Below are 23,464 nucleotides of genomic sequence, written 5' to 3' on the forward strand. Positions count from 1 at the left end.
CTGGGCGAAGCCCATTCCTCGCGAAACCAAGAAACGCGCGCCTGCGCCATCCTCCGCTTCGCTGCGGTCGCAAGCGATGCGGCGGCGGTCGCCTTCGGCCTCACGATCGCCATCGAGGCCGCATGGTGCGGGCTCGGAAACGAGAACGGAGACTGAAAATGGCTACCATCGGCATCTTCAAGAAGACCAATGCGAACGAGTTCACCGGCGAGATCATCACCCTCAGCGTCCAGGCCAAGGGCGTGCGCATCGTCCCCGATACCCGGGCCAGTGGCGAGAACGCACCAAGCCACCGCGTGGTGGTCGGCAAGGCCGAGATCGGCGCCGCCTGGTCCAAGCGCTCCAACGAGGGTCGCGATTATCTCGGGCTCAAGCTCGACGATCCGAGCTTCACCGCTCCGATCTACGCCAACCTCTTCGCCGACGAGGAAGGTGAGGGCCTTAGCCTCATCTGGTCCCGCCCCAACCGCCGCAACGGCGAGTGAATCGGCAGACGCCTCGCCCGGTATCGGGCGAGGCGTCTCCTGATGCCGCGAAAGCCTTCCGCCGCGCCGGTCCGTCCGATCAGTTTCTGTTACCGGATGCGCTGCACGATGGCGCGAAGATGGTTGAGCGTACCGCCGCTCGCTGGAGGCGCCGCCGCCACTCCCGAAGGCCTCGTAGCGGTGCGAAATAGCGCCCCTCAATTGCACACCTGATCACCGTCCCCTTGCTCCTCCATCCTGGCCCTCGATCGCCGTTCAACCGCAACGGCCGGAAGGAGACACCTCATGAACGCCGACGCCGCGCCACTGCCGCCGCGCTACCTGCGCACTTCGGAAGCCGCGCATTTCCTCAGTCTCTCGGCGCGTACGCTTGAGAAACATCGTACCTACGGCACCGGGCCTGCCTACCGCAAACTCGGCGGCCGCGTCGTCTACGCAGTCGACGACCTCCAGCTCTGGGTTCAGCGCGGCGCGATGACATCGACATCCGATCCGCATGGCTCGGTGCTGCCCGCCAAGCCTCAGGCCGCCCGCCTGATCCCCTATGCCGGGCGCGAAAGGCGCTGAGCCCGCTGATCTCCCCCATGTCGGCACGACCACGTCAACCATTGGAGCGCGAACAGCTCGACCTGTTCCAGGCGCTGCCGGGCGTCGTCGCGCCACGCGATGCGCAGGACCTCATGGCCTATCCCTTCTTCTCCCTCGCCAAATCCAGGCGCATCGCGCCGATCGACTTTCGCGCCGGCGATGTGGCGATCCGTGTCGAAGCGATGCCCGATCACGGCATGGCGACGATCTGGGATGCCGATATCCTGATCTGGGCCGCGAGCCAGATCGTCAGCGCGCGGGACGCCGGATTGCGCACATCCCGCCTGATGGCCGCGACGCCATACGAGATGCTTACCTTCATCGGCCGCGGTGTCTCGAAGCGAGATTACCTGCGCCTCAAGGCGGCACTCGATCGCCTGCAGTCGACAAGCGTCGTCACCTCCATCCGCCAACCCGCGGAGGGCCGGCGCCATCGTTTCTCGTGGATCAATGAATGGCAGGAGCGCTGCGGTCGAAACGGCCGCCCGCTCGGCGTCGAATTGATCCTGCCCGATTGGTTCTATCGCGCCGTCATGGAGGATGCGCTGATCCTGACCATCGACCGCGCCTATTTCGGGCTGACGGGCGGCCTGGAGCGTTGGCTCTATCGGCTGGTACGCAAGCATGGCGGGCGCCAGCGCGCCGGCTGGCGTTTCGACATCCGACACCTGCATCGGAAGTCCGGCAGCCTCTCGCCGCTCAAGCGCTTCGCCTTCGAGCTGCGTGACATCGTGCGGCGCCAACCGCTCCCCGGGTATCTTCTGTTCACGGAGGTCGAAGCCAGCGGCCGCGTGTTGTTGGCTTTCGAACCGGCGCGGAGGCCTGTGGACAGCGTCGTGCCATCAGGAACCCGAACCATCGTGCCATCGGGAACCGCCTCCTCGTGCTTTCGGGAACCGCGATCGGCTCTAAGCGACGGGCCCGAAACGGGAAATCGCGCTCCTAACTTAGAGTCTAACTCCCAATCTAACAGTCTTGCGGAGAAGCCACGGACTGGCGGCGGGGAGCAGAAGCGGAGGTGCGTTGGCCGGCGCGAGGGAGACGACACATGATGCCGTCTTCCCAACCGACGCCGCGTGGCGGCCTCACGACGGTCGAGCTGATCTGGATCGAGAAGCGGATCGAGCACCGCATCCGCTTCGGATGCCCTGCGCACGAGACGATCATCGACAAGCGGCGCCGCGTCGTCGGATTTGCGCCGGGCAGTGTCTTTGCGTTCCTCCGCTGGGCGGCAAGTGACTTTGGCACCATCGTTTCGAGGATAGACGTCGTGCGCGCCGTCTTGCCCGCTGAACCTTACCAGACGCTGCCTTACATCCGGCCAGGCGGCGAGATCCTGCTCAAGATTGCAGGCTGGGAAAAGGTTGAGCGGGTTCTCCAACTTATCGATGCGATCGAGGCGATCGGCCTCGATCCGGTCGACGCCGCCCCTGAGTACTGGCGTCAGACCCACAACCGAATGGTTGCCGGCGGAACGCCGTGTGCCTATTCGCTCGAGCAGCACCGGGCCTTTCTGTTGCGCAAGCGAGCGACATCATGAGCCGCGCCGCTTGCATGGCCGCGACGCTTGCGGCCGTCGTCGCGACGGCCGCTCCGGCTGCCGTGGAAATGCCGCCGCTGCTGCTATGGAACGCGTCGGCCAGCGCGCCCCTCGGGCTCTATGCGATCCGGAAAACGGCCGCTCCGGCGGCTGGCGCGCTCGCCGTCATCGAACCGCCAGAGACCGTCGCTCGGTTCGCCGCCGAGCGCGGCTACCTTCCGCTTGGTGTGCCAATGCTGAAGCGCATTGAAGGGCTTCCTGGACAGGAAGTTTGTCGCGTTGCCGGCGTCATCATGGTCGACGGGATCGCGATCGGCACCGCACTGGAGCGCGATCGTAACGGACGCGCGCTGCCTGACTGGCAGGGCTGCCGCACTATCGCCGCCGCCGAAATCTTCGTCATGAACCGGAAGGTCCAGGACAGTCTCGACGGCCGCTATTTCGGCCCGTTCCCGGCGAGCTCGATCGTCGGACGCGCGCTGCCGCTTTGGACAGACGAGAGGGGCGATGGCCACTACACCTGGCTCGCTCCCGCGAACTGAAATTCAGCACATCCAACAACAGGAAGGAGATAGTCCAATGGCCGAGATCGGCGTCTTCCAGGAAACAGAATCCGGTTACTCCGGACGCATTCGAACACTGCTCGTGGATGCCGAGCTTGTGCTTGTCCCGATCAGGACGTCGAACGGCAATGCGCCGGATTTTCGCATCCACATCGGCGATGGCAGCGGCCCCGAGGTCGGCGCGGCCTGGAAGGAAACCGGGCAGACGGCTGGCGACTATCTGTCTTGTCGACTGGAGGATCCGCTGTTTGGTCGACGCTTTCGCGCCGGTCTCTTCCGATCCGACGACGGTTCCTGGTCGCTGCGCTGGATCCGGCCGAAATGGCGGCCGGAGCGTGCTCGATGAGTGGGCTATCGGCGCCGAGATATGCGGACGAAAGCCGACCCGTCAGTTGCTTGCCTGGTCGGAGGCAAGCACGTTGGCTTGTCGCTGGCACGCTGATCCTCTGCCACGCGATCACGGGGGCGGCCGCACAATCCGCGCCGGTCTCCCACAAATCCGCCGACGATCCATATGCCGCCCACATCGCCGAGGCGTCGCATCGCTTCCGCGTTCCTCAGCTCTGGATACGGGCAGTCATGCACCTCGAGAGCGCCCGCGACCCACGTGCCGTTTCGCGAAAGGGTGCGGTGGGTCTGATGCAGATCATGCCCGAAACCTGGGCCGAGCTGCGCCTTCGTCACCAACTGGGCAGCGATCCCTATGATCCGCACGACAACATCCTTGCCGGCACCGCCTATCTTCGCGAGCTCTATGATCGATACGGTTCACCGGGTTTTCTCGCCGCCTACAATGCGGGACCGGGGCGCTACGAAGCCTCCTTGAGGGGCCGGCCGCTGCCGGCCGAAACCCGCGCCTATGTTGCAAAGCTTCGCCCTTTGTCGGGCGGTGGTGATGCGACCGGCGCGCTCACCGCCAGCCATAGCAAGGCCGTCACGTGGAAGGCCGCGCCGCTGTTCATAGTGCGGTCCGGGTCCCCGGCCGGTTCCGGTCTTTCGTCCGGAGAACACGCTTCCGTCGAGGTCGCATCGTCTCCGTTGGTGCGCGAACTCTTCGCGGCCAGTTCGCAGCCGCGGCAACTGTTCACTGGGTCCGACGTCCGGACATCGCAGCGATGACGAAGTGTCCGTCAAATCGCCCCGCGGCATCTCTTTGGACGTCGCGGCCTTTGAGGCACATAGGGCACGAGGCAACAACCGACGGATGGCAAGATAAAAGGGCACACATTGTGCTGCGGTCGGTTGGTTGCATTTGCTGGATGTTTTGCCGCTTCCCGCACATTGCAGCGCCACGGCGCAATGTGCTGAGAACAGGCAAATCATTGTATTTGCCGTACTTATGGCAAGGTGAGGGCCGGTGCCGTGTCCGATGAGCACGAGTTCCGCATCCGTCCAGGCCGCATTCGCTCGACGCGAGCCCAATCGTCGCGGCCCTTCATTGCCCAAGCGCTTGCGGCGGCGCAAAAGGCTGGCGGCGGCGTATCGCGCTCAGGCCGGATCGGGACAGGCAACAGTTCGCGGTTCGGGCGGGGCAGGGCAGCGAGCCTTCAAGCCAATCGCTTCCTCACCGCCCGCTCCCGCATCTGCATGATCAAAACCCGCGTGGTTCGCCATTCGAAACGCGGCGCGCCGCTGGCGACCCACCTCAATTATCTGCGGCGCGAGGGGGTCACACGCGACGACGCGAGAGCCCGCATGTTCGGACCGGAGGTCGACGATGCGTCGATCCCGGATTTCGTCGATCGCTGCAAGGACGACCGGCATCATTTCCGCTTCATCGTTTCGCCCGAGGATGCCGCCGAGATGGCCGACCTGAAATCCTTCACCCGTGATCTCATGTGGCGCATGCAGAAGGATCTCGGCACGACGCTCGACTGGATCGCGGTCGACCATTGGAACACCGACAATCCGCATGTCCACGTCATCCTGCGCGGCCGGGCCGACGACGGCCAGGACCTCGTGATCTCGCGCGACTACATCAGCCGTGGCATGCGCGATCGCGCCAGCGACCTCGTCACGCAGGAGCTCGGCCCCCGGTCGGATCTTGAGATCCTCCGGCATGTCGAGCGCCAGGTCGAGGCCGAGCGGTGGACCGGGCTGGACCGCCAGTTGCTCCGCGACGCACGCGACAACGGCGTCATCGATCTAGCACCGCGTGCCGATCGCCAGCCTGACGAATTCATCGCGCCAAAGATCGGGCGGCTACGCAGGCTGGAAACGCTGGGCCTCGCCGAGCAACTCGGTCCTGGCCAATGGATCCTCAGCGAGAGAGCCGAGGCGACGCTGCGCCAGATGGGTGAGCGCGCCGATATCATCAAACGCCTGCATCGCGCATTCTCAGCCCGCGGCATCGAACGCGCGAGCGCCAGCTATGTGCTGGCCGCAGAGACCATCGGCGAGACGATTAGCGGCCGTCTGATCGAGCGCGGACTGGATGACGAACTGAGCGGCAGTGCCTATGCAATCATCGATGGCGTCGACGGTCGTTGCCATCACCTGCGGCTCGCCGATCTCGAGGCGGCGGGCGACGGTGCGCCGGGTGCGATCGTCGAACTGCGCAAATTCGAGGACGCTCAGGGACGCCCGCGGCTGGCGCTTGCCGTGCGCTCCGACCTCGATGTCGACAGACAGGTGGTTGCTGAGGGGGCAACCTGGCTCGACCGGCAGGCGCTTGCCCGTCCTGCGGCGGCTCTTTCCGACGGCGGCTTCGGCGCCGAGGTGCGCCAGGCGCTCGATCGGCGCGTCGAGCATCTGATCGGACTGGGGCTGGCTGAGCGGCAGCCGGGCGGGACCGTCTTTGCCGGCAACTTGATCGACACGCTGCGCCGAAGGGAACTCAATGCGCTGGGCGGCAGGATCGGGACCCAATCCGGGCGCACCTTCAACCGTGCGGCAAGTGGCGAATCCGTGTCCGGCACCTACAGGCAGCGCTTTGCGCTCGCGTCCGGCCGTTTCGCCATGATCGATGATGGCCTCGGGTTCCAGCTCGTGCCCTGGACGCCTTCGCTCGAAAAGCACCTCGGTCAGCATGTCAGCGGCAGCACTCGCGGCGACGGCGGTATCGATTGGAGTTTTGCCCGCAAGCGCGGGCTAGGTCTCTAGCAGCTGAAAGAATGGGTCCTGCCATGTCCGCCGCCAAATCCTTCGGCAGCAGATCCCCACGGTTTTCCTGAGCGTGGTGTTGACGACTTCGAAGGCGACACAATCGCGGCATGGAGACTTGGCGTTCGGCCGCACCTCGGGCCGCGCTGGTCGATCGCGCCGGCTTGCCCGTCCACTTATGCGCCTGCGCGCGCAGGAGGCGGGCGAACGCTACGAGGCCTTCATCACGGCGCGAGACGGCCTGGCGAAAGGGGCGAAGCTGCGCCAAGATTTCGGAAGTTAGCGATGCCGTGGGTCCGAGAAGGGGCAGTCTTAGCTGCGCCGCAGGTGATGTCGATATCGAATGTGCGGTCGGGCAGCCCAGAATTCTTGTCCGGCCGCCCTCTGAGCTTGATCAGCGTGTCTCGGCGAGGATTGTCGCGCGCCTGATTATCGCCGATCTGACCGACTCGACGAGCTGCGCGGGAAAGTGACGTGGCAACGAAGAAATCACGGCCTCGGTCCGCCTCTCGGCATTTCCGGAGATGTCTTCGAGGACCTTGCGCATCAGGGACGTCCCCACGCCGGATATGGCGGCGGTCTGCATGAAATGGCGGGGCACAATTTCATGTATGGAATAATGCCGGCTCTTGCCGGCAGACATCGCCAGCTTGAATTTCTTGCGAGGGATCTGGCCAGCATCAAGGCTGGGCTGCGCGGTCAGCACGTCATAGAGCGGCGTCATCCGAAACCGCCCGCCGGGCCCGAGAAAAATGCTGAAATTCTTGGCGTGGCCGTCGGTCGCACCAATGAACCAGAATATTATGCAAGCACGCAAAAACAGCGAGATGTCGTCTTCGGGCCGGTCACTGCCCTTAAGAAGCTCGATAATCGACGGCATGCCGGGACCGCCCTCTGACTGGTACTTGCGTGTCGGCGGGACCGACAGTGCTTGACACATATCCTCCTGTGGTAGGCGCATGAGACGGCCATCCCTGGCCCACAACCGATCGAACCGCTCGACGATCAGCGTACGGCGCTCCCCGAAGTCGGCGATCTCAGTTTTGGCGGCGGGAACGCCGAACGCGTCGATCAGCTTCAGGCACAGATATTCGTTCTCAACGCTGTTGGAGAGATCGATGCCATTCGGCAACCTGCCGATCTGCGGTTTCAGGATGTGGGTGGTCGCCGCCGTGCCGACCGGCTTGTACCAGCGTCCGTCCTTGCGTAGCAGCGCCGTCTTTTCCTGGGCGCCCGCGATCGAGATGCGGAAATCTTCATCCTCGCCGAGGCCAAGTGGGGCGACCGCGAGGTTTGCGATGATCCCGGCGATATCCTTTTTGCTGGCCGGCTTGCCGTCGCTGCTACCAGGACTGCCGGGATCGGCGCCATCAGGCAGGAATTGCAATGCGCCGACGCAGTCATGGCCCAGGGCGGCAAGCATGCTGTAGGCGTCGGTGCCATCTGCGCCGACGCGTTCGGCAATACGCTTGCGGATGGCGTCATTGTCGGGAAGCAGGTTGTCGAAGACATTGACAACAGGCGCGCCGATATAGCGGTCCTCCCGCAAGGGAAGCGAAAGCGAGACAGGGAAGGTACCGTGCCAGTCCAGCCATTCGCGGGCATATTGAAAGTCCACGGCGCCAGTGGATTGCCTGCGCAGCACGCCCACCAGCCGACCGTTCACGAAGATATTGAGCGGCGTGTGAGCCGGTCGCCGCGCCATCAGAACAGGTCCGCGATGTCGGTCGCGCTGCTTTTGCTGCGCGGGCGAACGACGAGTTCAAGGTCAAGGGCGGAGAGCGCAGCCATCAACGTACTGAGCTGCACTGCCGGCTCGCCGGCTTCAAGGCGAGACACGGTGGCCTGACGCAGGTGGATCCGGCTGCCAAGCGTCTCTTGCGTGAGGTCGGCTTGCCTGCGGGCGCGACGCAGAATGGCGCCGAGTTGCTTTTCGTTACGAGCGATCTGTTCGGTCATGATAGTCTCCTGAGCATATATACGCGATCGCGTATGACTTGGCAATATACGTAATCGCGTATAAACCTACCGTATACGCAAATGCGTATAGAGATCGGATATACGCAATCGCGTATGATGTTTGCTGCTCAAATGCGCAATCCAGGAGGACGGCGCCCTCGCTCGCGCCCCGGGCTCTTGGGCTTCCCGATTCCCTGTCTTCCTTGCCGACAGTACGACGCGACGCGATCGGCGTGAGCCCGCTGTTGAATCTCGCGCCAACCTTGCTGACCTCTCGCCACAAGGAGAAGCGAATGTCGGGAACGAAAGTCCTTTGGGGACAGATTGTCGTGGTCATCTTGATCGTGCTCTTCACGATCTGGGCCTCGACGCAATGGTCAGCCTGGCAGCTGGGCTATCAGGAACGGCTGGGAGCGCCTTGGTTCGTCATTGGCGGCATGCCAGTCTATTATCCGCCCGCCATCTTCTGGTGGTGGTATTTCTACGACGCCTACGCACCAGCCATCTTCGCGCGCGGCGGTCTGATTGCCGCCTCGGGTGGCTTCATCGCGATCGCCGTAGCGATCGGCATGTCGCTATGGCGTGCCCGCGAGGCGAGGGAGGTCGCGACCTATGGCTCCGCGCGCTGGGCCGAAAGAAGCGAGGTGCAGGCGGCAGGCCTGCTTGCCCCCGACGGCGTGGTGCTGGGGCGCTATGGAACTCATTATCTGCGCCACGACGGGCCCGAGCATGTGCTTTGCTTTGCGCCGACGCGTTCGGGAAAGGGTGTCGGGCTTGTTGTGCCGTCGCTGCTGACCTGGCCTGGCTCGGCAATCGTCCATGACATCAAGGGCGAGAACTGGGGTCTGACCGCCGGCTTCCGCGCCCGCCACGGCCGGGTTCTGCTGTTTGATCCGACCAATGCAAGATCGGACCCATACAATCCTTTGCTCGAGGTTCGCCGCGGTGAATGGGAAGTCCGCGATGTGCAAAACATCGCCGACATCCTGGTCGACCCCGAGGGCTCGCTGGAACGGCGCAACCACTGGGAAAAGACGAGCCACGCGCTCCTGGTCGGCGCGATCCTGCATGTGCTCTATGCCGGACCGGACAAGACGCTTGCCGGCGTAGCCGCCTTCCTGTCCGATCCGAAGCGGCCGATCGAATCGACCTTGGCCGCGATGATGACGACGCCGCATCTGGGCGAGGGCGGTCCGCACCCGGTCATCGCCAGCGCAGCCCGTGAGTTGTTGAACAAGTCGGACAATGAACGCTCCGGCGTGCTCTCGACCGCCATGTCCTTCCTTGGGCTCTATCGCGATCCGGTGGTGGCGGAGGTGACGCGCGCATGCGGCTGGCGCATCGCCGACCTGGTCGCCGATCCTCGTCCGGCGACGCTCTATCTCGTCGTTCCACCCTCCGACATCAGCCGCACCAAGCCGCTGATCCGTCTCATCCTCAACCAGATCGGCGGCCGTCTGACCGAGGATCTGCAGGCGAGGGTGGATCGGCATCGATTGCTTCTGATGCTGGACGAGTTCCCGGCGCTCGGACGGCTCGATTTCTTCGAATCCGCGCTCGCTTTCATGGCCGGCTATGGGTTGAAAAGCTTCCTGATCGCGCAGTCCCTCAACCAGATCGAGAAGGCCTACGGCCCGAACAACTCTATTCTGGACAACTGTCATGTACGCGTCAGCTTCGCGACCAATGACGAGCGCACCGCCAAGCGCGTCTCGGACGCCCTTGGTACGGCAACCGAGCTGAAGGCGATGAAGAACTATGCCGGTCACCGCCTCTCACCCTGGCTCGGCCATCTTATGGTGTCGCGCTCGGAGACGGCGCGACCGTTGCTGACGCCCGGCGAGATCATGCAACTGCCGGCCAGCGACGAGATCGTCATGCTGGCGGGCACGCCGCCGATCCGGGCGAAGAAGGCGCGCTATTTCGAAGACCCGCGGTTGCGGGAGCGCATCATGCCGCCACCGGCTGTCACGGCTCGAACCGAGGCGGAGCCTGACGGTTGGACGGCGCTTCCGTTGCCGGCTCCGCCACCGGGTATGGCAGCCGTGAGCGCGGGGGCGAAGGTCCAGGAGGGATCGACAGAGTCCGAATTGCGACGTCAGCCCGAGCTCGATCCACTTCTGCCAGCTGCGGAGCTGCCCCCCGTCAACGAATTCGAGATCGAAGCGCCTGACGAGACGGATGATCTCGCCGCGAAGAGCAGCCGGATGGCTCGCCTTGTTCGGGGCGTGGCACGTCAGATTGCGCTCGACCCGGACGATGGCATGGAGTTGTGAAGCTCGTGACAGCAAGAAAGAAGAAGGTCCAGATTTCCGTCTATCTCGATCCTGCCGTGATGGCCTTGCTGGTCGAGTATGCCGCCCGGCGCGATCGCTCGCAGTCGCTCATTGCTGAGGCGGCGATCGCCTCATTCCTCTCTCCGGATGCCGAAGCGCAACGCGAGGCGGCGATCTCCAAACGTCTCGACCGGATCGATCGCCGGATCGCGCGGTTGGAGCGCGACGTCGGCATCTCGGTTGAAACCCATGCGGTATTCGTCCGCTTCTGGCTTGCCACCACTCCGGCCTTGCCTGAGCCGATGGCCCAGGCAGCGCGCGCCAAGGCAAGCGAGCGCTATGAAGCTTTCCTTTCCGCGCTTGGCAGGCGCCTGGCCAAGGGGCCGAGCTTGCGGCAAGAAATCCCCGAAGACATCGCGCCATCCAGCGATCCTGAGCGATAGTGATGTGGCGGCCTGCGGGCGGAGGCGCCGCCCGAGCTCGCGCGGCGCCACCAGGTCCTGTTGATTGCTGGACGGCTTTCCCGTTGCTGACCCGGTCAGTTGGCGGCTCCGCATAATTGCGAGGTCGTCAAGCCTGGCGGCACGTTTTCGGTAGGGCCAAATCCGTACTTCGCCATGATGGTGGCAATCGTGCCGTTCGACATCACCTTGGCCAGCCCTTGGTTGTAAAGGTCGCGCAGGTCACCATCATCCTTCCTGAACGCGATCGCGACGTAGCTGATCGACTTCTCGTCGGTCGTGAATGGGTTGGCGCGCTCCAGATCGGGGCTCTTTTTGCCGGCCAGCAGCCCGATCGCCGTCGGGGAAGAAAATACCGCGGCGTCGATGCGGCCGGCGCGCAGTGCCGCGATGTTGGTCTCGACATCGGGAAACTGCAGGATCCGATCCTGAGGGACGCCCTCGGCGATGGCGTTCTGGATGACATTGCTGCCGCGGCCGCCGCCCATGATGGTGTCGGATTTCTTGGCAAGATCCGCATAGCTATGGATCGCCTTGGGGTTGCCGGCGAGTACGATCGCCGCGTCGTCCTGCCTCAGATCGGGAGCGCCGAAGGCGACCTGCTGGCATCGCGGCGGCGTTATCGACAAGCCGGACGCCACGGCATCGAAACGCCCGGCCATCAAGCCAGGGATCAACGCACCGAACTCGGTGACCTCGAAGTCGATCTGCTTGACGCCGAGATCGGCGAACGCTGCTCTGAGCAGGTCCGGATGCCAGCCGAGCAACTCGCCGGTTCCTTCCTTCTTGTAGCCCCATGGCGAACGGTTGTGGATACCGATTACAATCCTGCCCTCTCTCAAGATGCGTTCCTTTGTCGTTTCCGCCGTGGCCGGCAGCACGGATCCGACAATCGCGGCATAGGCGATGCAGGCCAGGCCAATGGCGGCCGATCGGGCTCGAAATTTCATCGTGCAGTCCTCCCATGAGATTGAGTTGCGCGCAGGGGTTCGGCCCCAGCCGTTCAACGCTACGTTGAGGGCAGCCAATGCGTCAATATAGATATACAAAATATGTACAAAATATTGCCGCCCCTCAAACAATGGGAGGCGAGCTGACCGGGCCGAATATTTGGAGTCTTCAATTTTCCTGGCCCCAACCCCGCCGACGATGCAGATCAGCAGACTCTCGGTCAGGCGCGCTTTTCACCGTTCGGTCTTCCTACTTGAGCCCTCTTTGGCGGCTCACCGCTGGATTGACCTTTGAGCGAATAAGGCTCAGCGCACGATCATTGCTACAAGGTTTCTAAAAGCTTCAGAGGCAAGCAGCCGACCGCGCCGGCGGCCGCGATCATATTCAATTTTGCTAAACTCTTCGGAACCGATTGCTCCGGCCCGGTTTGAATCCCGGTTCAGGAGTTCGAGTGCATGCGTAAATCGACCGGTCAGCTCGCCTTCATCGAATTTCAGTCACCGACGCTGGTCGAGAACGCTCCTGCCGACACGGACTGGCTGCACGAAATCAAATACGATGGCTACCGGACTGAGCTTATCGTCCAAGGTGGCGCGGCACGTGCTTTCACGCGCCGCGGCTATGACTGGTCACACCGATATAAGCGTATCGTCCAAGCGGCGGCGAATCTATCGGTCAAATCCGCAATCCTCGATGGCGAAGTAGTCGTCCTTGGTAAGACTGGCTTACCGGATTTCCAAGCTCTCGAGCGAGAGCTGGGGAATCCGGACTCGCCGAAGCTCATGTTCTTTGCGTTCGATCTTTTGCACCTTAACGGCCGAGACCTTCGACAGCAGCCGCTAATTGAGCGGAAAGCTGCTCTGCATAGACTCTTGCAGGAAACGGCTCCAACGCTGACCTATGCCGAACATCTGGAAATTAGCGGTAATGACGTGTTCGACCATGCCTGCCGTATGGGCTTGGAGGGCATCGTCTCAAAGCAGGCTTACTCTCCTTACCGATCCGGTGTCCAAGCGAGCTGGCTCAAAGTGAAGTGCGTAAAGAGCGACACGTTCCCGATTGTAGCATTCGTTGAAAAGCTCGGAGCCCAGCCGCGCCGCATTGCTTCTTTGTATATCGGCAGATGGGAGGGCGATCGGCTGCTTTACGCGGGAAAGGCGCAGAGCGGCTATACGCTGGAGGCAGCCCGGCGGGTTCGTGAGCGGCTTGATCCGCTAGTCATCAGCAAATCGCCTCTTTCGGAACCGATCAAAAAGCCCAAGGCAACTTGGGTGCGGCCGGAGATGCTAGCTGAGGTGCAATTCAATGGCGTGACCGACCGGGGCATCTTGCGCGAGGCGGTGTTCAAGGGGTTGCGCGAGGATCTCCATGTGATCCCGGCGAAGCCGCCGTCGCCCTCCAAGCGCAGGTTGGAGAGCCAACATGGCGTTCCTCGCGAGAACATTCTCCAGCTGTTACCCGATGCTGTTGCACCTTCCAAGGAAGAGCTTGCGGGCTACTGGCGGCGAGTGGCCGACCGAGCGCTGGTTCATCTGGGCCGACGACCGCTAAAGCTGGTCCGTCATGCCTTCGGTGCCACCTTCTATCACAAGGGACCGCTGCCTCCCATACCAGCGTCGGTGCACCAGCTGCGGGTGCAAAAACGCGAAGGCGGCGAAGGTGTCCGGGTCTGGGTAGATGGTCTCGACGGGCTGCTTGGGTTGGTCGAAATGGATGCCGTCGAGCTACATCCTTGGAACGCTACGGTTGACGATATCGAGCATGCTGACCAGCTCGTGCTCGACCTCGATCCTGGCGAAGGCGTGCCATGGAATGCGGTGATCGAGGCGTCGCTGTCGCTACGTGACATCATGGAAGCGGCTGGGTTGCGGAGCTGGCCGAAGGTCACCGGGGGCAAAGGCATTCACCTGACGGCTTCGCTGGCTTCGGGTGTGACCCACGACACGGCGCGGCAACTGGCCAAATCGCTCGCCCAGTGCCTCATCGATGCTAAGCCGGACCGTTACCTCTTGTCAGCCGATCCAGCAGCCCGACGGGGTCGCATCTTCCTCGACTATCTTCGCAACGGGCGCGGCAATACTGCAGTCGGTACGTTCTCGCCACGAGCGCGGCCCGGCTTTCCTATTGCCCATCCTGTCACATGGACGCAGATCGAGCGGGGAATCCGGCCGGACGCCTTCACCATCGACCATCCATTCAGGGCTGCTGTTCGAAAGGCAGCGTAGTGAGAAGCCGCTTAACTTGCGGCGCTTAGTTCATCCTTCTTGGAAGCGAAGGCGAGTAACCACGCGGCCCAAATCACATTTAAGACCTCCGCCCACTTCGATGCCGACGTGCGCTTGCGAAAGGCCATCAGAACCGGGGTCCAGCCTTGCACTCAGTAAGCTAGCCTGACGAGCGCCATCAGGTATGCGTGCCCAAAGCACCAATTTCGTCCAGGCGCAACATCCGAGGATCGTGTGCGTTCTTTAAATTGGAGAGCTGCGGCCGATCTGCCGTATCTCATGCGATGACAGGTCGGAGGCGGCCAGAAATGTCCAAGTTCAAAGAGGCCCTTGAGCGGGGCAAGAAAGCTCACCGTCGGCAGGACGAGAGCGCGGATGGGCATACTCCAAAGGTGGACTTTGGCGCCCAAGCCAGAGCTTGGCTAACGGAGGTCGTCGTTGCGTCGTTGGAAGCGGCCAAGGCAGACGTGGCGGGAGAGGTGACCATCGATATAGAACCCATCCCACGCCCCGAGGATAGCGCCATTGCGCCGTCTGTTGAATTCCGAATCTACGGGAGTGGAGCAGTGGAGAAAAACCACGCAAGGGCCTTCAAGGTCAGCGTTTCGATAAGTGGGGAGGCGTCGGTTTCTGCGCCCGGTATGGTGGCGGAAGATATAGGAAGCATTGGCGATAAGTCTGACCAACGATTCCGCCAGTTGCTGGCGAGATTGATCGAGGATGCGGCCAGGGACCGCCGATCTTGAGGCGCATCCGCCCTCGATCAGCGCAAGGTCACGCAGACCGGCTGCTGCCGCGATGGCCGTCGCGGAATACTCGCTCGATCAGATTGGCAGCACTTCCGAGCGCTTGACCTGGCCCAGGGCGAAACTGCTTTCGATCGAAGCGATATTGTCCAGCCGCGTCAGCTTGTCCTTGATGAACCGCTCATAGGCCTCGAGGTCGCGCACCACGATGCGCATCAGGTAGTCGCGCTGGCCGGTCATCAGATAACAGTCGACCACCTCCGGCCAGCGAAGCACGGCTTGCGAGAACCGGTCCAGATCGTCCTCGCGTTGCCTTTCAAGCTTGATCGATGCGAAAGCGCTGATCGGCAGGCCGAGCTTCTTCTGGTCGACGACCACGGTGTAGCCCTTGATGACGCCGGCGTTCTCCAGGAGCCTGACGCGCCGCGCGCAAGGGGAGGGCGAAAGTCCGACGGCTTCGGCGAGGTCGTTCGAAGTCGCCTTGGCGTTCTTCTGCAGCGCGGCGATGATCTTCAGGTCGATTGCGTCAAGCGCCGGATTTGGCATGTTTCCCTCATCCGTGGGCCGTAATTGGCTGGATCAGCCAATATCATCGATCGCTTTGTGCAAGAATAGCCACATTCGGAAGATCGACGCAGGTATCGTTGAGGCGCGATTTCACAGGAGCCGACGATGACGATCCTTTCCGAGCTTGAGCGCAAGGTCCTCTGGCTGGCCGTCTGGATGATCCATCACGCCAATCATCTTCGCGAGTCGACGGACGGCCTCAAGGTCGGCGGCCACCAGGCGTCTTCGGCGTCCGCCTCGACCTTGATGACGGCGCTCTACTTCAAGATCCTGAGGCCGCAGGACCGCGTCGCCGTCAAGCCGCATGCCAGCCCGGTTTTCCATGCCATCCAGTATTTGTTCGGCAAGCAGACGCTCGAGCAGCTGCAGAATTTTCGTGGCTATCGCGGCGCGCAGTCCTATCCGTCCCGAACCAAGGATATCGACGATGTCGATTTCTCGACCGGGTCGGTTGGACTGGGAGTCGCGCAGAGCCTGTTCTCCTCCCTGGTCCAAGATTATGTCAGCGCAAAAGGGTGGAAGACCGATCAGCCGGAAGGCCGGATGGTCGCCCTGCTCGGCGACGCCGAAATGGATGAAGGCAATATCTTCGAGGCGCTTCTCGAGGGCTGGAAGCACGGCCTGCGCAACACCTGGTGGATCGTCGACTACAACAGGCAGAGCCTGGACGCGGTGGTGCGCGAAGGCCTGTGGCAGCGTTTCGAAACCATCTTTCGCAACTTCGGCTGGGATGTGGTGATCCTCAAACACGGGACATTGCAACAGGCCACCTTCGAGGAGGAGGGCGGCGAAAAGCTGCGGGCCTGGATCGACGCATGTCCCAATCAGCTCTATTCCGCGCTGACCTTCCAGGGCGGCGCTGCATGGCGCAGGCGCCTGCTGGACGATCTGGGCGATCAGGGACCGGTCAGCCGCCTGATCGAGAAGCGCAGCGACGATGAGCTTGCCGCATTGATGGCAAACCTCGGCGGCCACGATCTTGAGACCATCTTCGATGCCTTCGAAGAAGCGCGCGGGCATGATCGCCCGACCTGCTTCATCGCCTATACGATCAAGGGCTTCGGCCTGCCGCTCGCCGGCCACAAAGACAACCACGCCGGATTGATGACACCGGCGCAAATCGAAGCCCTGCGGCAAGGCATGGGTGTCCGCGAGGGCCGCGAATGGGACATGTTCGAGGGCCTCGCCTATGACGAGGCTGCGATACGATCTTTCCTTGCGTCCTCGCCTTTCGCGCAGGCAACCCCGCGTCGTCACAAAGCTCCTGCTATTCCGGTGCCGGCGCGCATCAGCTTCGCCGCTCAGCCGTCCATGTCGACACAACAAGGCTTCGGGCTTTTGATGCACGAGATCGCAAAGTCGGACAGCGATTTTGCAAGCCGTGTCGTCACGACATCCCCCGACGTCACCGTCTCCACCAATCTGGGAGCCTGGGTAAACAAGCGGGGTCTGTTCGCGCGCGGCGACCACGCGGACATTTTCCGCGAGGAGCGCATTCCCTCCACCTTCAACTGGACGTTTTCGCCGTCGGGGCAGCATATCGAACTGGGCATCTCCGAGATGAACCTTTTCACCATGCTTTCGGCGCTCGGCCTGTCGCACTCGCTCCACGGCGAGCGCCTGCTTCCGGTCGGCACGCTCTACGATCCCTTCATCGAGCGTGGCCTCGATGCGCTCAACTATGCCTGTTACCAGGACGCCCGCTTTATCCTGGCGGCGACGCCCTCCGGCGTGACGCTGGCTCCCGAAGGCGGAGCGCATCAGTCGATCGCCACGCCGCTGATCGGCATGGCGCAGGACGGTCTGGCGACGTTCGAGCCGGCCTACGTCGATGAACTGGCGATCATCCTGCGTTGGGCATTCGAATATATACAGCGTACCGGCGAAGCCGAGCCTGACGACCATACCTGGCTGCGCGATCAAACTGGAGGTTCGGTCTATTTGAGGCTCTCGACGCGCTTGATCGAGCAGCCGAGACGCCCGACGGAAAGCAAGCTGGCGCGCGACATCGTCGATGGCGCCTACTGGCTACGCAAGCCCGGGCCGAACGCCGAGCTGGTGATAGCTTATTGCGGGGCAGTCGCGCCGGAAGCGGTACAGGCGCTGGGCTTGATGGCCGGCGATCGGCGCGATGTCGGGCTTCTGGCCGTGACCTCGGCCGATCGGCTTAACGCCGGCTGGTCAGCCGCGGCCCGGGCGCGCCAGTACGGCCATCCGCGCGCCTCAAGCCATGTTGAGCGCCTTTTGGCCGGTCTTCCGGCTTCCTGCGCCATCGTGACGGTGTTGGACGGGCATCCCGCGACGCTCGCCTGGCTGGGTTCGGTCCATGGCCACCGCACGCGCGCTTTGGGGGTCGAGCATTTCGGCCAGACTGGCACGATCGCCGATCTCTACCGGCATTACGCGATCGACGCGCAAGGTATTATGGCTGCGGCGCAAGCGGTTTCGGTCGGCCGGCCACTGAGGCACCTCGGCTCCGCCGCCTGACGTTCGATCACGCGTCTCCCGGCCGGCTCGTTAGATAGCAAGCCGTCAATACCGGAATTCCTTGAGAGCGGGCGTCAGCCGTCGGCGCCATCCTCCTCCGCTGCGAGAAAGCATGGGGGAGATGAAAATGGCTGGCGCCGGCGATCTTCCGAGCCGTGAAACGCTGCGATCTTCGATCGGGACGGGAGCGGCGATAGCGCATCACGGCGAACTCATCCAGGGCGTCTTCAAGGATGATGGCGGGCGCCTTCATCGCGGGCTCGTCACGCTGCCGGTCGCCGGTTTGAGGTCCGAGGCCACCTTTGCCAGGAGCGACAACGATGCGGTCATTGTCCACCCTGATCATAAGGTCAAGGCGTCGGCAGCCGCGCGGCTCACGCTCGATTCCTTGAATGTGACCGGTGGTGGCGTGTTGACGCTGCAAAGCTCGATTCCCGTGGGGCACGGCTACGGCTCATCGACCGCAGACGTCGTCGCTTCCGTTCGCGCTGTAGCCGCAGCCCTCAAGGTCCAGTTGCGGCCCTCGAGCATCGGGCGTCTCGCCGTTGCCGCCGAGCGCGCCAGCGACGCGATCGCATTCGATGAGCATGCGGTCCTGTTCGCGCAACGCGAGGGCACGGTGATCGAGAATTTCGGCGGCTCGCTGCCGCCGCTGCTACTGGTCGGGTTCAAGGCGAATGGCGGTGTCCCGGTCGACACGTTGCAGCTGCCGCCGGCGCGTTACGACAGTGCCGAAATCCAGGAATTTGGCGTGCTTCGGGCGCTGGTAGCGCGGGCGGTCTACCTTCAGGATCCGAATCTTCTTGGACGTGCCGCCTCGGCCAGTGCCTTGATCAGTCAACGGCACTTGCCAAAACAGGGCTTCGACGAGATCGCCGAAATCGCCAGGCGAGCCGGGGCGTGCGGGGTGCAAGTCGCCCATAGCGGCTCGTTGTTTGGTCTGATTTTCGATCTTTTCGCATCGAATCTGAAGCGACGGGCAGCTTTGGTCGCACAACAGATAAGACGCGCCGGCTTCAAGGAAGTCGAGGTCCATTTGGTCAATGCGGAGGGCTGGACATGGTAACCCTCGCAGTTGACTATTTCAGGGACCTCGAGACCCCACGCCTTGCTCGCCTGGCGCCAAATTTGGTCGCGGCGGCTTTTCCATTGATGAAGCTGATGCCGGCCCGCTACATTCTGGATCGGGCAGCGTCGAATGGCGAACTCAAGGCAGGCTCCCACATCCTCGAGACGACGTCCGGCACGTTCGGCATGGCGGTGGCGCTGCTCGCGGCGGCGCGTGGCTATCGCCTTAGCCTCGTCACCGCTTCGACGCTTATCGATGCCAAATACAAAGCCCGACTGGAGCGCATCGGCGCCACGGTCATTGCACTTGACGATCCGCGCGGTGACGGCAATCAGCCTGGCCGGCTTGAGCGCCTGCAGGACATCCTGACCAGGGAGCCGGACGGCTTCTGGACCCGCCAATACGACAGTCCGGGAAACTGGCTCGCCTATGCGCGGCTGGCTGAACTTTTCATCCGGGCGGTGGGCAGGGTTGACTGCCTGGTCGGCTGCGTCGGCACTGGCGGTTCGCTATGCGGCACCGCGTCCTTTCTGCGAACGGTCTTTCCCCATCTGACGGTGTTTGCCGTCGACACCCATCGCAGCATTCTGTTCGGGCAGCCCGTCGGCAAACGCATGCTGCGGGGCTTGGGCAACAGCGTTCTGCCGAAAAACGTCAGGCATGAGCTTGTCGACGAGATCCATTGGGTCGGCGCCTATCCGGCGTATATGAGCGCGCACCGTTTGCTGTGCGAGCACGGTATCTTCATGGGGCCGACCAGCGGCGCCGCCGCGTTGGTGGCGCAATGGGTTGCAAAGACCCTTCCGGACGCACAGGTCGCAGTCATCATGCCTGACGAAGGCCATCGCCACGCCGAGACCGTCTACAATGACGACTGGCTGGATACCCTGCCTGGCTGGCCCTGCAAGCAACCGTCTGAGCCGAGGACGCTAACGACAATCGCACCGGCCGCAGAGACGCAATGGACGCGCTTTCTTTGGCTGCGTCGCAGTCTCGAGGATGTGCTCAAAACCCAGGCAGCAAGTGCTGTGCCATCGGCTATTGGTGCGGTTGAGAATCTATGAGACGAGATCCAGCCCGCTTTTGTCCAGCCAGTGCCAGGCGTCGTCCGTCGTCTGGAAGATCTGATCGTGTTCGTTCGATCCGGTGGACCGATCGAGGTCCTTGAGACCGCTGGCGGTCACAACGGCCACGACGCGGTCTGTGGCTGCGATGATACTTTGAGCCTTCAACGTCGATATTGCGATGAGCGGCGTGACCGACGCCAGTTCGGCAAAGATCCCTTCATCCCGCGCAAGGCGTTCCTGCATCGCGATCAGGCCGTGATTGTCGACGGGGACGGCGTGCCCGCCGGATTCGCGCAGAGCCTTCAGAGCCTGAAAGGTGCTGCGCGGCGTGCCGATCGATACGGCAAGGCTGTCGAAGAGCATCTTGCGTTCACTCAAGGCATCGGCGCCGCTGGCAAGCGCGTCCGCCAACGACCCATGCACCTCCGCGGCGACGAGACGGGGCAGCTGCGTGATCGTCCCTTGCGCGTACAACTCGCAAAAGCCCGCCCACACGCCGGACAACGCATCGCCATAGCAGACCGGCAGGACGCACCAGTCCGGCGCCCTGCCATCCGATTGCTCGACGATCTCGTAGGCGATCGTCTTGTAGCCCTCGATGCCGAGTGGATGGCTGCCCACCACCGGACCGTGATAGGGCGAGGCGATGAACCAGTCATAGCGGGCAGCCGCCTGTTCCAGCAGGGACCATCGGTCCATTTTGTTGACCAGGGGCAGCACCGTCGCGCCATATTTTCGGATCTGCGCCAGCATCGCGCCGGCCGACCCGGCGAACGTGGTGACAACGCACTTCAGCCCGGCTTTGGAAGCGTAGGCCGCCAGCGAAGCGCCGGCGTTGCCAGAGGAGGCGGTCGCGACGAACTTCGCGCCACGTGCGCGCGCCACGCTGACCGCGACGGTCGAGAAGCGGTCCTTATGCGACCAGGTCGGGTTTCGGCCTTCGTCCTTGATTGCGAGGTTGGGCACGCCGAGAACCGCCCCAATGCGCGGCGCCGCAAGCAGCGGTGTCAAACCCTCGCCAAGGCTCACTGCATCCGCGCCTGTGCAAGGCAGCATATGCGCAAAACGCCATAGCGAGCGCGAGGGGGTGGCGCCCTCCAAGGGATGAGGGGGAGGATCCGTATAGACCGGCCGAAGATTTGCGGGTGCGGTCTCCTGACACCGCGCGCACCCCTTGGAGTCGATGGTGATATCGGCGGGGTAGGGGGCACCGCAGCGGATGCAGACGAATTCCAGGACCCGGCTTTCTTCCGTTCCGGGTCGGCTGATCTCGCCTGAGGAATGCACGGAACTGTTGTGCGCGAGGTCGCGAAACGGCCGGCTCGGCATGGCTATTCCTGTGTCAGGAAACGATGAATTCGCTGGTTGTTTCAAACAGCCAACAGCACCGCTGTCAATGCGGAATGTGCACTATAGTGTGTCGCACCATAGTGCGCGTCGTAGCATCCGTTGTTTGATGAAACTTCGCGGCGTTTTTGGTCTGAACGTGCAGCGGCTTCGGAGAGAAAGAAAACTTTCTCAGGAGCAGTTGTCTTTCGTTTCGGGCCGCACGCGAGCCTATATCAGCAGCGTCGAGGCCGGTCGGCGCAACGCCACGCTGGATACAGTCGAGATTCTGGCGAAGGCCTTGGATGTCGAGCCGCAAGAGTTAATCACGGCCGTTCCATCGAATCGGCGAGCAGTCCGGGGGAAGAAGCAAACGACGCCAAAGTCAGCAGAATGAAGCGCGGTCTGTTCACGTAATATTGATCCGGCTTTCAGGTTCTTTATCTTTGCGACCGCTAATTGACTCCTGAAGTGTACATTCGGCGCAAGTCCCATTGAATATATCGCATTTGTGACCGTAAGTTCTTGGCTGGGAGGGGGCCTGACGCTTGTCGAGGTCTGCCGATGGAGATGGATAGTCTTGTCGGGTTGTTTGCGGCGATCTCAAGGATCGATGCCGCGTCCTCGGTGGATGGTATCCTCCAAGAGTTCCGCTCTGCCATCGAGCGTTATGGCCTGCGTTATTTTCTGATCACCGGCCTGCCCGTGCCGCACGACACCGACTGGAGGCGAGAGATCCTGGTCGATGGTTGGCCGCCCGAATGGTACCTTCGCTACATGGCAGAGGATTACTTTTCGCATGATCCCTGCGTCGCGCAATGCCGGCATTCGCCGAAGCCATTCCTGTGGGATGAACTTCCACCCGCAAAGCTTTTTGCGCGCGCAAAGCTGGTGATGGATGAAGCGGCGGACTTCGGAATGGGCCAAGGTCTCTGTGTTCCCGTCCACGTGCCGCTGGCAGGCCCAGGTGTCGTCTCGGCAGCGGGCGATCGGATCGAAATAGCGCCGAGCGTCTTGCCATTCATCGAGACACTTTGCGTGCATACCTTTCGACGCCTGTCAGGGTTGGAAGAATCCGGCCAGAGCGTTGAGGCCGCGCCCTTGACGCCGCGCGAGCGCGAACTCCTGGAGTGGAGTGCCGAAGGCAAATCGAACGAAGACATCGCCTGCATCCTCGGCGTCACAAGGAACACAGTTGAAAGCCATCAGCGCAACATTCGAGGCAAGCTCGATGCAGCCAATGTCTCGCATGCCATCGTCAAAGCTCTGCGACGACAGGAAATCCAGATTTAGCAATACCTGAATACCGTCATACGGGCACGAAGCGTGTTTTCCTACGACCTCCACTTTTGGAGGCGTCATGGTCCGTATTCATCTGGTCACCTGGGAAAACAGGAAGCAGTATAGAAAAGTGCTTGAGCGCTATTTTCGTATCCGGTACGAAATTTACGTCAAGCATAGACGATGGCGCGCCGTCGCCCGGCCCATCAACATTGAGATCGACGCCTTCGACAACGAGCATGCGCTTTATATTCTGGCGCTCGATACCAACGGCAAGATCGTCGGCGGCTCCCGTCTTGTTCCGACGCTGCAGCCGCATCTGATGAGCGAGGTCTTCCCGGTTCTCGCCGGCGGCACGCCTCCGAGAGCGGCAGACATTTTCGAATGGACCCGCTTCTTCATCATTCCTTCGCTTCGAACTCAGGGAACTTCTTCTCCAGTCGCCGGCGTCGTGCTGTGCGGCCTTCTCGAAACCGCGCAAAGCCTGGGGATTCGTCAGATCAGCGTGGTGTGCGAAACATTCTGGCCGAAACGTCTGCGTGCGCTTGGCTGGACCCTTTTCGAACTCGGCAACGTGCTCGAGCATCCGGATGGCGACATCATCGCGCTGCTGATCGATGTCACGCCTGAGGCCATTGAGCAGACGCGCCGCGCTTATGGCATCAGCGGCGTCATACTTGCGGACAAATTCTAGGCTGATTGCTGCCTGCAGCTGAAGGTTCGCCCGCCAGGGGATATTGTCATCGCGCCCATTTGCGCGGTAGTCAGCCC

The 23,464-nt window shown here is 62.5% G+C and carries 23 protein-coding genes; 18 read left to right on the forward strand and 5 right to left on the reverse strand.

What is annotated here, in order from left to right; translation table 11 throughout:
• Positions 1 to 158 precede the first annotated feature (158 nt).
• From FJ424_RS10645 to FJ424_RS10680, 8 genes are all read left to right on the forward strand, one after another.
• Positions 159 to 485: a DUF736 domain-containing protein gene (locus FJ424_RS10645; protein WP_140655615.1), complete on the forward strand. Its 327-nt coding sequence runs from the start codon at positions 159 to 161 to the stop codon at positions 483 to 485.
• A 285-nt stretch (positions 486 to 770) separates the two neighbouring features.
• Positions 771 to 1,052: a helix-turn-helix domain-containing protein gene (locus FJ424_RS10650; protein WP_041002472.1), complete on the forward strand. Its 282-nt coding sequence runs from the start codon at positions 771 to 773 to the stop codon at positions 1,050 to 1,052.
• A 17-nt stretch (positions 1,053 to 1,069) separates the two neighbouring features.
• Positions 1,070 to 2,125: a replication initiator protein A gene (locus FJ424_RS10655; protein ID WP_140655618.1), complete on the forward strand. Its 1,056-nt coding sequence runs from the start codon at positions 1,070 to 1,072 to the stop codon at positions 2,123 to 2,125.
• Positions 2,122 to 2,613: a DUF2840 domain-containing protein gene (locus FJ424_RS10660; protein WP_140655621.1), complete on the forward strand. Its 492-nt coding sequence runs from the start codon at positions 2,122 to 2,124 to the stop codon at positions 2,611 to 2,613. The genes FJ424_RS10655 and FJ424_RS10660 overlap by 4 nt, the downstream gene beginning before the upstream one ends.
• Positions 2,610 to 3,155 carry a S26 family signal peptidase gene (locus tag FJ424_RS10665; protein ID WP_140655624.1) on the forward strand — a complete coding sequence of 182 codons (546 nt, stop codon included), beginning with the start codon at positions 2,610 to 2,612 and terminating at the stop codon, positions 3,153 to 3,155. Before FJ424_RS10660 ends, FJ424_RS10665 begins: the two co-directional genes overlap by 4 nt.
• Positions 3,156 to 3,192: 37 nt before the next feature.
• Positions 3,193 to 3,522 carry a DUF736 family protein gene (locus tag FJ424_RS10670; protein WP_140655627.1) on the forward strand — a complete coding sequence of 110 codons (330 nt, stop codon included), beginning with the start codon at positions 3,193 to 3,195 and terminating at the stop codon, positions 3,520 to 3,522.
• Entirely contained in the window at positions 3,519 to 4,295 is a 777-nt protein-coding gene (locus FJ424_RS10675; RefSeq protein ID WP_140655629.1) for a lytic transglycosylase domain-containing protein, read from the forward strand. The genes FJ424_RS10670 and FJ424_RS10675 overlap by 4 nt, the downstream gene beginning before the upstream one ends.
• A gap of 243 nt (positions 4,296 to 4,538) precedes the next feature.
• Positions 4,539 to 6,278: a VirD2 family relaxase/mobilization nuclease gene (locus FJ424_RS10680; protein WP_140655632.1), complete on the forward strand. Its 1,740-nt coding sequence runs from the start codon at positions 4,539 to 4,541 to the stop codon at positions 6,276 to 6,278.
• 394 nt (positions 6,279 to 6,672) lie between these two features.
• On the opposite strand, the gene FJ424_RS10685 is transcribed toward FJ424_RS10680, so the two are convergent.
• Positions 6,673 to 7,983, reverse strand: a complete 1,311-nt coding sequence (locus FJ424_RS10685; protein ID WP_140655636.1) for a type II toxin-antitoxin system HipA family toxin — start codon at positions 7,981 to 7,983, stop codon at positions 6,673 to 6,675.
• Complete coding sequence (locus FJ424_RS10690; protein ID WP_140655639.1) at positions 7,983 to 8,237, reverse strand: helix-turn-helix transcriptional regulator; 255 nt, start codon at positions 8,235 to 8,237, stop codon at positions 7,983 to 7,985. Before FJ424_RS10690 ends, FJ424_RS10685 begins: the two co-directional genes overlap by 1 nt.
• Positions 8,238 to 8,530: 293 nt before the next feature.
• On the opposite strand from FJ424_RS10690, the gene FJ424_RS10695 reads away from it, so the two are divergent.
• Both FJ424_RS10695 and FJ424_RS10700 read left to right on the forward strand, forming a co-directional pair.
• Complete coding sequence (locus tag FJ424_RS10695) at positions 8,531 to 10,513, forward strand: conjugal transfer protein TraG (RefSeq protein ID WP_140655642.1); 1,983 nt, start codon at positions 8,531 to 8,533, stop codon at positions 10,511 to 10,513.
• 5 nt (positions 10,514 to 10,518) lie between these two features.
• Positions 10,519 to 10,956 (forward strand): CopG family transcriptional regulator, encoded by a 438-nt coding sequence (locus FJ424_RS10700; protein WP_140655645.1) that lies wholly within the window; start codon positions 10,519 to 10,521, stop codon positions 10,954 to 10,956.
• A gap of 95 nt (positions 10,957 to 11,051) precedes the next feature.
• Here the strand turns inward: FJ424_RS10700 and ehuB are convergent, their stop codons facing one another.
• Entirely contained in the window at positions 11,052 to 12,056 is a 1,005-nt protein-coding gene (gene ehuB / locus FJ424_RS10705) for an ectoine/hydroxyectoine ABC transporter substrate-binding protein EhuB (protein WP_246677206.1), read from the reverse strand.
• 324 nt (positions 12,057 to 12,380) lie between these two features.
• Here ehuB and ligD point away from each other — a divergent pair, with 324 nt between their 5' ends.
• Complete coding sequence (gene ligD / locus FJ424_RS10710; protein WP_140655648.1) at positions 12,381 to 14,150, forward strand: DNA ligase D; 1,770 nt, start codon at positions 12,381 to 12,383, stop codon at positions 14,148 to 14,150.
• Positions 14,151 to 14,458: 308 nt separating this feature from the next.
• Positions 14,459 to 14,896 carry a hypothetical protein gene (locus tag FJ424_RS10715; protein WP_140655650.1) on the forward strand — a complete coding sequence of 146 codons (438 nt, stop codon included), beginning with the start codon at positions 14,459 to 14,461 and terminating at the stop codon, positions 14,894 to 14,896.
• A gap of 78 nt (positions 14,897 to 14,974) precedes the next feature.
• Here the strand turns inward: FJ424_RS10715 and FJ424_RS10720 are convergent, their stop codons facing one another.
• Positions 14,975 to 15,442 (reverse strand): Lrp/AsnC family transcriptional regulator, encoded by a 468-nt coding sequence (locus tag FJ424_RS10720; protein ID WP_041002492.1) that lies wholly within the window; start codon positions 15,440 to 15,442, stop codon positions 14,975 to 14,977.
• A gap of 126 nt (positions 15,443 to 15,568) precedes the next feature.
• Here FJ424_RS10720 and FJ424_RS10725 point away from each other — a divergent pair, with 126 nt between their 5' ends.
• The 3 genes from FJ424_RS10725 to FJ424_RS10735 all read left to right on the forward strand — a co-directional run bounded on the left by FJ424_RS10725 (position 15,569) and on the right by FJ424_RS10735 (position 20,083).
• Entirely contained in the window at positions 15,569 to 17,950 is a 2,382-nt protein-coding gene (locus FJ424_RS10725) for a transketolase (RefSeq protein WP_140655653.1), read from the forward strand.
• 127 nt (positions 17,951 to 18,077) lie between these two features.
• Positions 18,078 to 19,016 (forward strand): kinase, encoded by a 939-nt coding sequence (locus FJ424_RS10730; RefSeq protein ID WP_348640115.1) that lies wholly within the window; start codon positions 18,078 to 18,080, stop codon positions 19,014 to 19,016.
• Positions 19,010 to 20,083 carry a PLP-dependent cysteine synthase family protein gene (locus FJ424_RS10735; RefSeq protein WP_140655656.1) on the forward strand — a complete coding sequence of 358 codons (1,074 nt, stop codon included), beginning with the start codon at positions 19,010 to 19,012 and terminating at the stop codon, positions 20,081 to 20,083. Before FJ424_RS10730 ends, FJ424_RS10735 begins: the two co-directional genes overlap by 7 nt.
• On the opposite strand, the gene FJ424_RS10740 is transcribed toward FJ424_RS10735, so the two are convergent.
• A complete protein-coding gene (locus tag FJ424_RS10740; RefSeq protein WP_246677207.1) occupies positions 20,078 to 21,415 on the reverse strand; it encodes a threonine synthase in 1,338 nt (445 codons plus the stop codon). The two genes, FJ424_RS10735 and FJ424_RS10740, sit on opposite strands and share 6 nt — an antisense overlap.
• Before the next feature lie 127 nt (positions 21,416 to 21,542).
• Between FJ424_RS10740 and FJ424_RS10745 the strand changes: the two genes are divergently transcribed.
• From FJ424_RS10745 to FJ424_RS10755, 3 genes are all read left to right on the forward strand, one after another.
• On the forward strand, positions 21,543 to 21,809 hold the full coding sequence (locus tag FJ424_RS10745) for a helix-turn-helix transcriptional regulator (protein WP_140655658.1): 267 nt from the start codon (positions 21,543 to 21,545) through the stop codon (positions 21,807 to 21,809).
• A gap of 167 nt (positions 21,810 to 21,976) precedes the next feature.
• Entirely contained in the window at positions 21,977 to 22,705 is a 729-nt protein-coding gene (locus FJ424_RS10750) for a LuxR family transcriptional regulator (RefSeq protein ID WP_140655661.1), read from the forward strand.
• A gap of 67 nt (positions 22,706 to 22,772) precedes the next feature.
• On the forward strand, positions 22,773 to 23,387 hold the full coding sequence (locus tag FJ424_RS10755) for an acyl-homoserine-lactone synthase (protein ID WP_140655664.1): 615 nt from the start codon (positions 22,773 to 22,775) through the stop codon (positions 23,385 to 23,387).
• Positions 23,388 to 23,464: the final 77 nt, after the last annotated feature.

The sequence above is a fragment of the Mesorhizobium sp. B3-1-8 genome, from assembly GCF_006439495.1.
Classification (GTDB): Bacteria; Pseudomonadota; Alphaproteobacteria; order Rhizobiales; family Rhizobiaceae; genus Mesorhizobium.